Below are 14,328 nucleotides of genomic sequence, written 5' to 3'. Positions count from 1 at the left end.
GCAAGCAAAATAAATACAGTTCTCGATTCGAGCCAAGCTTTGTTCTTATTAATGATATTTAATTTCAAATTAACCTTAATAAAAAAGGCGTGGTCTACTAATTGCATTCTATTAATCGCAATTAACAGTAGCAACGCCCGATTTATATCACACTAGCCATTGTGTTATTACTGCTTAAGCTCTCGATTTAAAAAATCGGCTAGTGAGTGATATAAATGTACTCTCACCTTCTCACCACGCATCGAGTGCTTCGATCCCGGGTAATCGATCATCTGAAATAACTTACCCTCATCCTGCAACGCCTTATAAACTCTGGTACTGTTCTCAAACAATACATTGTCATCGGCCATGCCATGATACATCAATAGGCCTGACTGATAGCCGCCAACATAAGGCAGCACGCTACTGGCCTTATATCCCTTAGCATTGGTTTCAGGATGCCCCATATAACGCTCTGTATAGTGAGTATCATACAAAGACCAGTCAGATACTGGCGCGCCTGAAATCGCCGCTTTGAAGTAATCTGGCGCCTTAAAAATACTCATCAGCGCCATATAGCCGCCATAACTGTGGCCATAAATAGCAATGTTATCGCTATCGACGAAAGGTAATGTGCGCAGGTAATCCACACCGGCCTTTTGGTCGTTCACTTCAACCTCGCCGAGCTGCTTATAGATCACATACTCAAACTGGGTACCACGGTGTGCCGAGCCGCGATTATCTAGCTGATAAACAATGTAGCCTTGCTGCAAAAGATGCTGAGTAAAGTAGTCTTGATGACTCCAGCTATTGACCACCAGCTGCGCATGCGGCCCACCATAAACCCGAACGACCACGGGATACTGTTTGTTAGCATCAAAGTTAGTTGGCTTGAACATGCGATATTGCAACATTTGACCGTCTTCAGCCTTTAGCTCACCAAATTCCGGCAACTGCCACAAACCAAAGTAGTCATAGAGTGGATGACCCTTTTTCACTTCGTTTTGCTCAACCCAAGCCAGGCGTTCACCACTTTGATCATGCAGACTCACCTGCGGTGGTTGTGACAAGCTGCTGAAGTAATCTAGGTACACGGGGTTATTGTCGGCAAATACCGTGGAATGCATGCCACTGCGCTGACTGATGGACTCAACTTTGCCCCCCGCTAATGCCACCCGATAAAGCTGCTTTTCAGTCACCTTAGTCTTGCGGCCAGTAAAGTAAACGTCACCGGCTTTTTCATCGACATATTCAACCGCATCGACCGCCCAATCACCCGAGGTTAGCTGACGGATCACTTTGCCGTCTAAGCCAATCAAATACAGGTGATTAAAGCCATCACGTTCAGATGCCCAGATAAATGCCTTTTGCTGCTTTAAAAAGTGCAGGTCGTCATTAAGGTTTACCCAAGCTTTGCTGCGCTCTTGCACCAAGTCTTTATCGTTTTTTATATCATCAATTGCGACAATGCGCAGATCCAGCGCCTGTTGATCGCGGCTCTGCCACTGATAAGACAAATGCTTGCTGTCTGGCAGCCACTTAACCCGTGGCAGATAGATATCGGTATCTTTACCTAAATCGACCCAAGCGACTTTTTTATCTTTAAGGGTAACCACACCAAGCTCAACCTTGACATTATTCTCACCAGCGTAGGGATAACGCTGCTCGGCCAGCTTAATACCGTCGGCATATATTTCATTACGGGTGACTAACTCTACGCTCGACTCATCGATGCGAGTGTAGGCAATCGCCGACTCGTCGGGCGCCCACCAATAGCCCGTCATTCTGCCCATCTCTTCTTGAGCAACAAACTCGGCCATAGCGTTTTTAATCGCGCCGCCGCCATCTGTGGTTAATGCGGTGATCTTGTGGCTTTTTAAGTCCAACACATACAAATTTTGCTCACGTACAAACGACACAAAGTGGCCTTTAGGCGAGAGTCGAGCATCGGTAGCAAAGCCCTCACCCGTTTCAAGCAGTTTGACCTTGTTGTCATTGACCGAGTAGTAGTACAGCAAGCCCGCAGCAGGGATTAAAACCGCCTCGCCATCGTCAGACCAAAAGTATTCCATGATCCCCTGACCATAAATACGCTGACGCTCGCGGCGCGCCTTTTCTTCATCAGACAATTCGCCCGCTTCCAGCTTATCGGCGTTAATCAGCACGCTTTGTTTGCCACTGGCCACATCCATCTGCCACAAGTCATACAGGTGCTGGTCATCTTTACGCCCAGCAAGGTAGGTGACGCGCTTACCGTCCGGTGACAGCTTTAACCCACGAGGGCTACTGCCAGCAAGTGCAGGAGAAGCATACATACGTTCGATGGTAAGTGGCTCAGTGCCACCAGGTAGTGCAGAGGAAGCCTGAGACGTTGCAACAGGCGTCAAGATCATAGGCAAAGATGCGAGCAGCAAACTCATCCAATTTTTTTTCATTATTATTCCCTGGATTAATAGCTAAGTAGTCTTCAGCTAACTAGAAGCTAGGCTGAAAATTCGCCTACATTGTGCCTTAATCATAAGCAAAACAAAAATTGCACAAATGATGCAACTCGTCGCAGTGGAAAAGCCAATCTTTACGGCTGAAAAAACTAGCGTTCTGGGGTATCATCGCGTCAATAATAAAGAATACACTTTTGTCCTGACCTCAAACTCAATTTACTCATGTAAAATTGTATAGGAAACAAGATGCAAACTCTGGCTGAAAACCTGACATCACAAGCAATTTCTCCTACCCTTGAAAAACTTATCCTGACCCTAGCTAACACCTCAAAAGAGATTAGCCACGCAGTACGTCACGGCGCGCTAGCAGGCGTGTTAGGCGCAACGGAACAGGAAAACGTTCAAGGCGAGACACAGAAGAAACTCGATATCATCACCAATGATATGCTCAAAGATGCCCTAAAGGCTGACGGTACAGTACGTGGTATCGCATCTGAAGAGGAAGACTATGTCGTTGAAGCCGATGCTAACGGCGAGTTTTTAGTGTGTTTTGACCCGCTAGACGGCTCATCAAACATCGATATCAATTCACTAGTGGGTACTATCTTCTCAGTATTACCAGCTCCTGCCGGCGAGCTAACTGAAAAGAGTTTCCTACAAGCAGGCCGCAACCAAGTGGCAGCAGGTTATGTGCTATACGGCCCATCAACCATGCTTGCACTGACTACAGGCCAAGGCGTACAACTATTTACCCTAAACCCAGAAACTAACGAGTTCTTGCTAACCAACGGCGCTATGGCGATTAGTAAAGACACCGGCGAGTTTGCCATTAACATGTCAAACCAACGCTTCTGGGAAGCACCAATGCAGACTTACATCAGCGATCTATTGCTAGGTAAGATTGGCCCACGTGAGAAGTCATTTAACATGCGCTGGATTGCCGCCATGGTGGGCGATGTACACCGCGTACTTTGCCGCGGCGGTATCTTCACTTACCCAACTGACAACAAGAACCCAGAGAAGCCATACAAGCTACGTTTAATGTATGAAGCCAACCCAATGGCATTCTTGGTTGAGCAAGCAGGCGGTAAAGCATCGACGGGTTATGAAACCATTATGGATATTCAGCCGACTGAAATTCACCAACGAGTAGCGGTGATCTTAGGCTCAGCCAATGAAGTTGACGCTTGTCTTGAATACCACGGTATTGATTACAGCGAAGAACCAGTTTTATAGGTTCTAGGGGTTGAGATAGGTCCTAGGTCCTAGGTTCTACGCAAGGCTGAGACGGCAGGAGCCGAGAAAGCTTTGACGGTGTCGGCCAAGACGGTAAAAGCCGGAAAAGCAAAAATCTAAAAGAAAAGCACAATCCTATGTTAGTTAGGGTTGTGCTTTTTTTTGCATAGTTGTCGCTATGCATCGAGCTGGGGTTAAAGTTATAGTTAGACTTCGTCTAACAACTAAAGTCGTGAGCTTCCAGCTCACACACGGCCAAGAAGGGGTCTACAGCAACCCCCTCTTGGATCTCCCCTGCCGCCCCGACGAAGTTGTTGTTCCTCACTCATTTTCGAAAATATCTATCGCCTCATATTCGCCGTCCATGGCTCACCTAAGGCTATCTCGGCATCCATGCCTCAATCACGATATTTTTCTTCAATGACCTCGGCAACTCCGATGGGGAATGGGTGTTTTCTGTAGACTAAGTAGGGGAAGTTAGATTCAGGTATTTGAATGTTTACTCTGACCCGACATATCTAAGTATTTAAAACTAGCTATTGACGCCATAGTCGTTTGTTATGCTTATGCTCCACTGAGCCTAACATCTCTTCCTGCTTTTAAATTACGAAATAGCTTTTGAAGATCTAGCTTTGCATCTACGTGTAAATTTTTATAAGGCGCAGAGTCATAACCTAGTAAGTCATATACTGACAATACAATTTCTTTCGTCACATTAGCAGCTTCAGTAAGATCGTTAGGAGTCACTCCAGCTCTCTCAAATGCGCTAAACTCTGTCGTATTCGCGCTAATATGCGCGTACACATTATGTCTAATGTGTTTAAGGCTTTGCCATGTTTTGTTGAGATCCGAGTACTTATGCCTCAATTCTTCTATCTCGACTGAGTTTGAGTCCGATTCGGCTAGTTCTAGTAACTTTGGAATACTCATAGAATTATTCTGATCATCTGAAATTCTAGACAAACCCATTAATAACGTTGCAAAAGTGCTACGACTAGTCGTAAGCATAAACGAACTATACATATTGAACTGCGTTTTAAATTCTAGATGCATCACAGGGTCAATCAACACACGCCAAACGCGCTCTGAGTTCGATGTTTCACAAACTGATGAGAGCATCGATTCTACGATTTCGTCTACAGATAGCTTGTTCTTTTTCTCCATTTCCTCTCCAGAAGCATAACGCCACCTCAACCGCCGGAGGCCAGATTGCAGGCGCTTGTTATGCCTTTGCCTATTTCCCGAACAAAGATTCTGTTAATAGTTTATTTGTTAATGTATTGCTACCAGATAAGTCATTGCGCATAGCAGAAATAATATTACTGAATGCATTAAAGGACTCATCTGAATTTAGAACGCCGTACTCAGTAAAGTACTTGTGAAGCTCTGTGACGACAGCATCGCTCCCCAAAAGTACTACCCTAGATTTTGCCTGTGTTAGCCGTTGTAACTGCTCTAAGTTTCGTTCTTCATCATGCTTAATTGAGCTAGCTATCTCTGAGACGGCATTAACCAAATCGAGATATGCGTTTGCTCTTATCTCGATTTCTTTTTTATTATGCTCATTTTTTTTACCGAGATGGTATTGAATTAAAGCGCTTGCTCCGACTCCAACCAGCCCGATTAATGCCACAATTAATTTTATATCCATGAACTCTCTCTAGACATAACTTTTGTATAGTGCGCATGCGTACGTATTTGGCAAAACGCACATGCACATTTAATAAACCTATTATTAAAGCCTCACTAAAGTAAAGCTATTGATTTATAAGAACTCTACCAGAGTGGCACTGAATAAACGAGCACGAAAAATTACAAAGTGGATATGGATATTTTGGATCTGCCGCCAGAGAAAACATCCAAATACCTAGCTTAACGTATCTAACTGAAATCACAGAAAACACCAGTTCCCCATCGGAGTTGCCGAAGTACGTTGGAATAAATCACGTGATGCCGACATGGATGTCGGCGTAGCTTTCGCGGGGCAGGATGCCCCATCGGAAGCGTTAGCGATTTATCCATAAGTACGAGGGAGACAACTTCGTCGGGGCGGCTGGGGAGATGCAAGAGGGGGAAGCTGTTGTCCCCCTCTTGCCCGAGTGTGAGCTGGAAGCTCACGACCTTTATCAAGCGAAGCTTGATTGAATCAACAACGATAAACCACGCTATCGCTAGCGAGACTTAACATATGGTTGCCCAATCGCCTTTGGCCCCACCGCGCGGCCAATAAAGCCTGCTAACAGTAATACCGTCAGGATATAAGGTAATACCTCAATCGCTTGTACTGGGATCTCGCCGACAAGTGGTAACTCAACACCTTGCAGACGAATCGCAATCGCGTCTAAGAAACCAAACAGTAGACAACCAAACAATACCGGCACAGGCTTCCACTTACCAAAAATCAACGCCGCTAACGCGATAAAGCCTTTACCCGCACTCATATTCGGCACAAAGCCCGCACTGTGAGCAGTCGACAAGTAAGCCCCCGCCATACCCGCTAATACACCGGCAATGATAAGCGCGCGATAACGGATCCAAGCAACTGAAATACCCGCGGTATCCACAGCATGTGGGTTTTCACCCGCAGCGCGCAGTCTTAGACCAAAACGGGTTTTATAAACAATCCAGTAAACGGCTGGCACTGCAAACAGCGACAGATACACTAAGAAGTTGTGCCCTGAAAACAGTTGGCTGTAAATCATGCCAATAACCGGTACATCGGCTAATGCGTCTGCGCCAGGTAAGGTGATAGCAGTAAAGCGTGATTCATCTGTGAGTGCAGGCGTTTGACCGCCCAGACCGAACCAGAAACGCCCTAGCGTGACAGTTAAGCCCACAGCTAACATGTTAATAGCTACGCCGGATACGATTTGATCGCCGCGGTGGGTAATGGTCGCAAAACCATGCACCAGCGACAGCATTACTGAAACAGCAATACCCGCTAGCAGACCTAGCCAAACAGAGCCTGTTATAGAAGCCGTTGCCGCTGCGGCAAAGGCAGCGGAGAGCATCTTGCCTTCAAGTGCAATGTTAACAATACCGGAGCGCTCAGAGAACAAGCCTGCAAGCGCTGCTAGGATTAGCGGCGCCGATACCCTTAGCGTTGCATCTAAGATTAGAATGATATTCTCAAACATAATTTATGCCTCCGCCTTAACGCTGCCTAGGGCTGCTTTCTTTTGATTAAGAAACACAAATAGCTTCTCAGTCGGTTTAACTAGCATCAATGCCAATGCGCCGCTAAACAGTACAACTAACGCCTGCACGACTTGGATCATCTCACGGTCAATATTCGGGTAGTCAAATGACAGCTCTGCGCCGCCTTGATACAGCACGCCAAATAGTAGACTGGCTAAGATGATCCCTATCGGATGGCTGCGGCCAATCAAACACACTGCAATACCGGTAAAGCCATAACCGGCAACAAAGTCCAGTTTAAGCTGCTGGCTGTAGCCCTGAACTTCGTTCAATCCCATCATGCCCGAAAGCGCACCAGAAATAAGCATCACCACAATGATCAGCTTCTTGTAGTTAATGCCGCCATATTCAGCCGCACTTGGGCTCGCGCCCATGGCACGAATTGCATAGCCCCAACGGGTACGCCACAGCAGCGCCCAAACGAGTACACAGCAGATAAGCGCAATAAAGAAGCTTAGATTCATGGGTGATTGTGAGAAAGAAATGCCAAACCACTGGGTCATCTCATGGAACATGGGTAAACCAGCGCTTTCTTCAAATACACGCGATACCGGCGCCATTTGGCCTTCTAGCTTAAGTACGTTTACTAGCAGGTAAACCATTAACGCTGACGCGATAAAGTTAAACATGATGGTGGTGATCACGATATGGCTACCGCGGTAAGCCTGTAAATAAGCTGGGATCAGCGCAAACAGCGCACCAAACAACATACTGGCAAGCATAGTAATTGGCAGCAATGCCCAGAAAGGCAAGGTGCTATCGAGTGCTAAACAGGCAAGCCCGACACCTAAGCCGCCCATATAGGCCTGACCTTCACCACCAATATTAAATAGGCCTGCAGAGAATGCCATTGCCACGGCTAAACCGGTAAAGATAAAGTTAGTCGCATAATAAAGCGTATAACCAATACCTTCTTGATAACCCAAGGCGCCGCGTACCATTACACCAGCGGCTTCTATCGGATTCACATCAACCGCAATAAAAATACCGGCCGCAAAGGCGAAGGCAAAAAAGATATTAATCAATGGCAAAACAATAATATTTACCCATGATGGGATTTTAGAGTCATTCATTGCTGACCTCCGTTATCCGCAGCCAGCTCATCTGGCAGAATATTTGCCATCATCATTCCTAAAGTTTTCTCATCGGCCTTATTGGCATCAATCTCACCAACCACATGGCCGTCAAACATCACTATTATTCTATCTGCAAGCGACATCACTTCATCTAGCTCAACTGATACTAGTAAAATGCCCTTGCCTTGCTCTCTTAGCTCGATAATGCGCTTGTGAATAAACTCAATCGCACCGATATCGACACCGCGGGTCGGCTGACCAATCAGTAAGATATCTGGGTCTTGATCCACTTCGCGAGCAATAATCAGTTTCTGCTGGTTACCGCCTGAAAACAGTGAGCTTTTCAGCTTAGGATCTCGAGGTCTAACATCCCACTCATCCATCAAACGCTTACACTCAGCGTTAATGTACTTAGGCTTATTCAATAAAACGCCGTTGTACTGTGACTGATTATGATGACCAAGAATGGCCGACTCTTCTGCAGTGAAAGACTTGATTAAGCCCATTACCAATCTATCTTCTGGTATGTGACCAACCTTTAATTTGCGCATACCATCGGCGCAAGTTGGGTTGTTGGCATCAATCACTTTATCGCCAATCTTAATTGAACCGCGCGTTGGTGTGATAAGCCCGGCTAGTGCACTTAATAGCTCTGATTGACCATTACCAGAGACTCCTGCAACACCAACCACTTCACCCGCTTTAATCTCAATCGACACTTCTTTAAGGCGATCTACGCCCATGCTGTCGGTATAAGTAAGCTGATGGGTTGAAAGTAATACCTCGGTCGGATGCGCATCACTTTTTTCAGCTTTAAGGCGAACCTTACGGCCAACCATCAACTCTGCGAGCTCTTCTTTATTGGTGTGAGCCGTTTCTCTATGAGCAACCATTTCACCTTGGCGCATTACCGACACATTGTCAGTGGCAGAGAGGATCTCTTTTAGTTTATGGGTAATCAATAAGATAGTGACCCCTTGCGCTCGCAAGGCATCGAAAATATGGAATAGGTGCTCAGTTTCTTGCGGCGTTAGTACGCCAGTTGGCTCGTCTAGAATAAGAATTTTTGCGCCGCGATATAGCGCTTTTAAGATCTCGACTCGTTGCTGTAATCCAACTGACAGCTCTTCAATTAGGCTATCGAGGGGTACATCGAGTTGGTATTCTTTGGCTAAACGCTCAAGCTCTTTGCGCGCCTTTCTAAGGCTAGGCTTAAGTAAACCGCCCTCTTCAGCACCTAAGATGACATTCTCAAGTACGGTGAAATTGTCAACCAACATAAAGTGCTGATGCACCATGCCAATGCCATAACTGATGGCTTCTTTAGAGTTAGCCAGCTTGCGCTCGATGCCATCAATCAGGATCTCACCCTTATCTGCGGTGTAGAAACCATAAATGATATTCATCAAGGTGGATTTACCTGCACCGTTCTCACCGATAATACCGTGAATGGTGCCAGCAGGAATTTTTAAGCAGATATCTTTGTTGGCGTGAACTGCGCCGAATCTTTTATTGATACCACGCAGCTCAAGGGCAACGGGACGCTCATCTGATTTTTCTTTTGCGTATGTAGACATGGTCATAATTATCTCAAATGTCTTGATCGACATTGATGAATAGACATTGATAAATAAACATTGATCAAATAATGATTTAAAAATTAACTCTTAAAAATTGCCACTTATAATAAAGCTCCCCAGTCAGTAACCAAGGAGCTAAATCAATCTTAATACGGCTTAATATTTACAGCTGTTGTCTTTCATATAGTCATGAACAACAATCTCGCCCGCAATAATTTTCTTTGTGATATCAGCTAGTTTTGCTTCCATTTCTGGAGTAACCAATGCACGGTTATGCTCATCTAATGCCCAGTTAACACCATTTTCTTCTAGACCACGGCTATCAATACCCGCAACAAATGTGCCTTTTTCAGCGGCTTTAAATACTTCAAATGTTGCAACACCCACTTGCTTAACCATAGAAGTTAGCATTACGCCTGGGTGGATATAGTTTTGGTTTGAATCAACACCAATAGCGTACTTACCTTCATCTTTAGCCGCTTGATAAACACCCACACCTGTACCACCAGCAGCGGCGAAAATTACGTCAGCGCCTTTAGTGAACTGGCTCTTAGAAAGTTCTGCACCACGTGCTGGATCATTCCATGCAGCGATAGTAGAACCAGTCATGTTTTGGAATACTTCAGCATCTTGGCTCATGAACTTCGCGCCTTGCTCGTAACCACAAGCAAACTTACGAATGAGAGGAATATCCATGCCGCCAACAAAACCAATCTTGTTGGTTTCAGACTTCATCACAGCAAGTGCACCAACAAGGAATGAACCTTCATGCTCTTCAAAGACAAGTGACTTAACGTTTGGCAGGTCAACAACTGAGTCAATAATAACAAATTCAGTCTCAGGGTATTTCTTAGCAACTTTTTCAAGTGCTGAGCCATACATAAAGCCAACAACAACGATTGGGCTAAAGCCACGACGTGCTAAACGCTCAAGACCCTGCTCACGCTGCGCATCATTTGAAGGTACGAATTCACGCACTTCAATATCTGAGCTTTCGTTAAACTTCAATACACCATTTTGGTAAACGGCTTGGTTGAAAGATTTATCGAACTTACCCGTTGTATCAAAAGCAACAGCAGGCTTAAAGTCTGCGGCAGAAGCTGCAAACGAACACATTGCTAGAGTGACTGCGGCAGCAGTTGCGCTCAGGATTTTCATCATTCTCGTCCTTATAAGGTATAGGTATTATTTTTGGTATTATTGACAGCTCTAAGCAGTAAAAGCCCCAAGCTTGAAGCCATCATTTAAGATCAAGAATCCGGAGCTTACAGCAGCACTGAATAGGATTACTAGTACCCCAAAAGCCCACAAATCAGCCAAAGCTAAAAAGTGGCCAGTTGTACTTTTAATACAAATAACCGCTTAAATATGCGTGATATCACTGTTTTAATCACACCAAATCGTGATTAGGCACCCCAGCGCCAACGCAGACAGCATTGTCCACCCAAAAGGACAACAAAAAAACCAACCAAAAGGTGTTTATCAAATGAATACAAAGCCATAGAGCCAGAGCTTATTAGCAGCATGAAAGCAGCGCACACACTGTTTTATATTCAAGACAATTTAAGATATGAACGAAAATTACTAAACTTAAAGTTAAAGTAAATATATTTAGATGTTTTATGCGAAAACTGGTAATTTTTTTACCGAAAGAACAGCAGCAAAATCAACATTTAAAACAAAAATAATTTTACTAATTTATCGTTTGTTTGAGCTATATCAGGATTTTCATCGTCGTGGTGGCGTCGAACTCAGCCACTTTGTATTAGCAATCAAGCTTCGCTTGACCTTTAAGTTAGACTTCGTCTAACAACTAAAGTCGTGAGCTTCCAGCTCACACTCGGGCAAAAGGGGGACAGCAGCTTCCCCCTCTTGCATCACCCGAGCCGCCCCGACGAAGTTACATGCATTAGATACGGGCCTCATACTCCAATAAAAATTGCCTAACGGCTCAGATGGGACATCTGATGTGAATGGATTCACAAATGCCGTGATGGCATGGATGCCAAAGAACGGCCATGTCCCCCCGAGCCTGAACCATCATCCATGATGGTTCTACGGCATTTGTTATCTGCGTACTTCGGCAACTTCGATGGGGAATGGGTGTTTTCTGTTAGTAAAGCGAAAAAATTGGATTAGGCATATATCTGAATGTTTACCCTGACCCGATTTATTCCAATAAGTGACCCTAAACCACAGCATATTATGATGTGATTTTTGGCTTATTTAATGGAAGTCAAAATAGTTAAAAGCAGATATATATACTGTGAAATAGTGCATTTACAACGCTTGTATGCACTTTACATCTTATCCAGCACTCTACAGTTTAAAACCCTAGCCAAACCTCATATATTGTAAAAACACAATCAAGGAGGACTGTCGATGTGTAGATTTTTAGCCTTAATTATATGTCTGTCGATATCGCATAATATTTTTGCGAAGCAGCATATTCAAAGTTTAAATGCCAAAGCCAAACATAAAACAGAAGTCATGATCTTAGGGAGTACACACCTCAATACAATTAAAGGTGAGCTAAACAGGGAAGAGTTTGTCCCCGTCATCCAAATGCTAGAAACATTTAACCCTACCGCTGTCGCTATCGAATCACTAAGGGCAGAAGACATAATTACTATGCTCAATGGCTCAGAAGAGTATCAAGAAGTTTTATCACAATTTGTCGGTGATACACTTTTGTCATTAGCAGGAAAAGAGCAGAAAGCTTTAGGGGTTTCAGCTCATGACGCGATTAACAAAATGAATAAATTGCTGACTAAAAACCAGTTTAGCCAGCAGAAAAGAATAGAGCTTATCAAGCTAGCTATAGCAGGCTACAACCGTGACACAGCGGCGCTTCACTGGAGTCTGTTAGATGCTAACATCCCTAACGATAGCCTTTCGAAAGAACTACAAGCATTTCTTCATAAGCAAACAAATCGTAACAACGAAATAAATGTCATTGCAGTCGAATTAGCTGAAAGACTTAACCTAAATCGTTTATATCCTATTGACGATCATTTAGACAAAGACATGTACGGCAACATCGTCAGTGAGTTAATGCCGTCTTACCAAGAATCAACCTTTTGGGCTGAATTCCACTCAAGCGAATATATAACCAAACCCGAGAAATTAAAATCTCAAGCACTGGAGACAGGAGATTGGCTACCTCTGTTTTACTGGTTCAATAGCGAAGAGTATCAATCTGACGTAATCAATAAGGAATGGTTAGGTTTTGTAGATAAAGATTTGGAGCCAAAATCTGCACTGGCGAGAGTCGCCCTATGGGAGATACGGAACCTCAATATGGCTTCAAATATAATGCGGGTAGTCGCTGATCACGTTGGCGGTAGGCTTGTTATTATAATAGGAGCCAATCACAAGGTTTTCTTAGAGCAATACTTATCAAATATGGTCGGAGTCAATATCGTGCAATTTGAAGATTACGCACCGATGAGGCATTAGGTTAGGCTTTGCCTAACAACTAACGTCGCGGCGCTTCGCCCTACATTGGTAATGCATCAGGCTGCGCCTGACCAAAGTCATTCAATAAGACTGCGTCTAACAACTAAAGTCGTGAGCCTCCAGCTCACACTCGGGCAAAAGGGGGACAACAGCTTCCCCCTCTTGCATCACCCGAGCCGCCCCGACGAAGTTACATGCATTAGATACGAGCCTCATACTCCAATAAAAATTGCCTAACGGCTCAGATGGGACATCCATGTCCCGCTGAGCCTGAACCATCATCCATGATGACTCCACAGCATTTTCATCTACGCATTTCGGCAACTTCGATGGGGAGTAGGTGTTTTCTGTGATTTGAGTAGGGATACTTAAGCTAGGCATTTGAATATTTCAAATGTCCCAAATAAGGAGGATAATACTAGGCTATACGGCGTAGGGGAGCCGAGCTTTAGTAGTCCAGATTGATTGGTTTGTTAGTGTTTGACTTTACCAATAAGCTCTTTTATTTCTCTTATAACCATCTGTGGCTCGTCAAATTGCGGATGATGGTAACTTTCTTCCGTTAGTATAATTTTCCCCTGAGGAAATTCATTAACCCAATCCTGATGTAACTTACCCCACATTTCCCTTGCTCTGTCGCTAAAAAATAAAACACTTGGCTCTTTATATTTTTTTATAGAAGCAATAACGCTAACTGGAATATCTGGTATCTGAGGGTAATCAGGCAAGGGGCGTTTCGCCCAAAAATCTAAATATTGATTTGACATCCCATTAGCCAGATCATCAACCTTAATCTGGGCTATTTCTTGCTCAGCGATAGCAAGATTAATTTCTCTCATTATATCCACATCATGCTCTGATGCAGGCTCTACAAGCATTAATGCTGCCACTTTATCGGGATATCTAGCAGCAAATATCCTCGCAATATAGGCAACATAAGAGTGAGCAACATATACAATAGGTTTGTTTATATTAATCGATTTTAAAAATAAGAGTGCTTCTTCTGCGTACTCTTCTGAGCTGTAATTTTTCTTTAAAGGGTAAGAGCGTCCATTACCCAGGCGAGAATAACGAATTACGGTCGTAATTTTTGCTAAATCCTTAAAAATAGGCTCCCAATCACTTAATCCAGCAGCTCCACCTGCTTCTAGCAACACAATAACATCACCGCTTCCTGCCATCTCGTATTCAACATCATAGTTTTTAACTTTCACCATAGAAGCAGCAGCCGATACTGCATTTGAAAATAAAAACAAACCTATGATTAACCAAGATTTCAAATTGACCACCTTAAAGGCACTAACATTTATATAGTGCGTATACGCATTTAATAAATGCTATTACTTAAGCTACGAGCAA

10 protein-coding genes are annotated in these 14,328 nt (G+C 44.1%); 2 read left to right on the top strand and 8 right to left on the bottom strand.

Going from position 1 to position 14,328, the window contains the following annotated elements:
• Positions 1–167: 167 nt before the first annotated feature.
• Positions 168–2,414 (bottom strand): S9 family peptidase, encoded by a 2,247-nt coding sequence (locus tag SPEA_RS03865; protein ID WP_012153995.1) that lies wholly within the window; start codon positions 2,412–2,414, stop codon positions 168–170.
• A gap of 252 nt (positions 2,415–2,666) precedes the next feature.
• Between SPEA_RS03865 and SPEA_RS03860 the strand changes: the two genes are divergently transcribed.
• On the top strand, positions 2,667–3,656 hold the full coding sequence (locus SPEA_RS03860) for a class 1 fructose-bisphosphatase (protein WP_012153994.1): 990 nt from the start codon (positions 2,667–2,669) through the stop codon (positions 3,654–3,656).
• A 564-nt stretch (positions 3,657–4,220) separates the two neighbouring features.
• On the opposite strand, the gene SPEA_RS03855 is transcribed toward SPEA_RS03860, so the two are convergent.
• The 6 genes from SPEA_RS03855 to SPEA_RS03830 form a co-directional block, all read right to left on the bottom strand.
• Positions 4,221–4,820, bottom strand: a complete 600-nt coding sequence (locus SPEA_RS03855) for an AbiU2 domain-containing protein (RefSeq protein ID WP_012153993.1) — start codon at positions 4,818–4,820, stop codon at positions 4,221–4,223.
• A 70-nt stretch (positions 4,821–4,890) separates the two neighbouring features.
• Complete coding sequence (locus tag SPEA_RS03850) at positions 4,891–5,307, bottom strand: hypothetical protein (protein ID WP_012153992.1); 417 nt, start codon at positions 5,305–5,307, stop codon at positions 4,891–4,893.
• A 520-nt stretch (positions 5,308–5,827) separates the two neighbouring features.
• Entirely contained in the window at positions 5,828–6,793 is a 966-nt protein-coding gene (locus SPEA_RS03845) for an ABC transporter permease (protein ID WP_012153991.1), read from the bottom strand.
• Positions 6,794–6,796: 3 nt separating this feature from the next.
• Positions 6,797–7,927: an ABC transporter permease gene (locus tag SPEA_RS03840; RefSeq protein WP_012153990.1), complete on the bottom strand. Its 1,131-nt coding sequence runs from the start codon at positions 7,925–7,927 to the stop codon at positions 6,797–6,799.
• Positions 7,924–9,513 carry an ABC transporter ATP-binding protein gene (locus tag SPEA_RS03835; protein WP_083766672.1) on the bottom strand — a complete coding sequence of 530 codons (1,590 nt, stop codon included), beginning with the start codon at positions 9,511–9,513 and terminating at the stop codon, positions 7,924–7,926. The genes SPEA_RS03840 and SPEA_RS03835 overlap by 4 nt, the downstream gene beginning before the upstream one ends.
• 153 nt (positions 9,514–9,666) lie before the next feature.
• A complete protein-coding gene (locus SPEA_RS03830; protein ID WP_012153988.1) occupies positions 9,667–10,671 on the bottom strand; it encodes a BMP family lipoprotein in 1,005 nt (334 codons plus the stop codon).
• Positions 10,672–11,892: 1,221 nt separating this feature from the next.
• Here SPEA_RS03830 and SPEA_RS03820 point away from each other — a divergent pair.
• Positions 11,893–12,969, top strand: a complete 1,077-nt coding sequence (locus SPEA_RS03820; RefSeq protein WP_012153987.1) for a DUF5694 domain-containing protein — start codon at positions 11,893–11,895, stop codon at positions 12,967–12,969.
• 473 nt (positions 12,970–13,442) lie between these two features.
• Here the strand turns inward: SPEA_RS03820 and SPEA_RS03810 are convergent, their stop codons facing one another.
• Positions 13,443–14,249, bottom strand: a complete 807-nt coding sequence (locus tag SPEA_RS03810; protein WP_012153986.1) for an alpha/beta fold hydrolase — start codon at positions 14,247–14,249, stop codon at positions 13,443–13,445.
• Positions 14,250–14,328: the final 79 nt, after the last annotated feature.

The organism is Shewanella pealeana ATCC 700345, from assembly GCF_000018285.1.
GTDB classification, from domain to species: Bacteria; Pseudomonadota; Gammaproteobacteria; order Enterobacterales; family Shewanellaceae; genus Shewanella; species Shewanella pealeana.
This window is presented reverse-complemented; position numbering and strand designations above follow the sequence as displayed.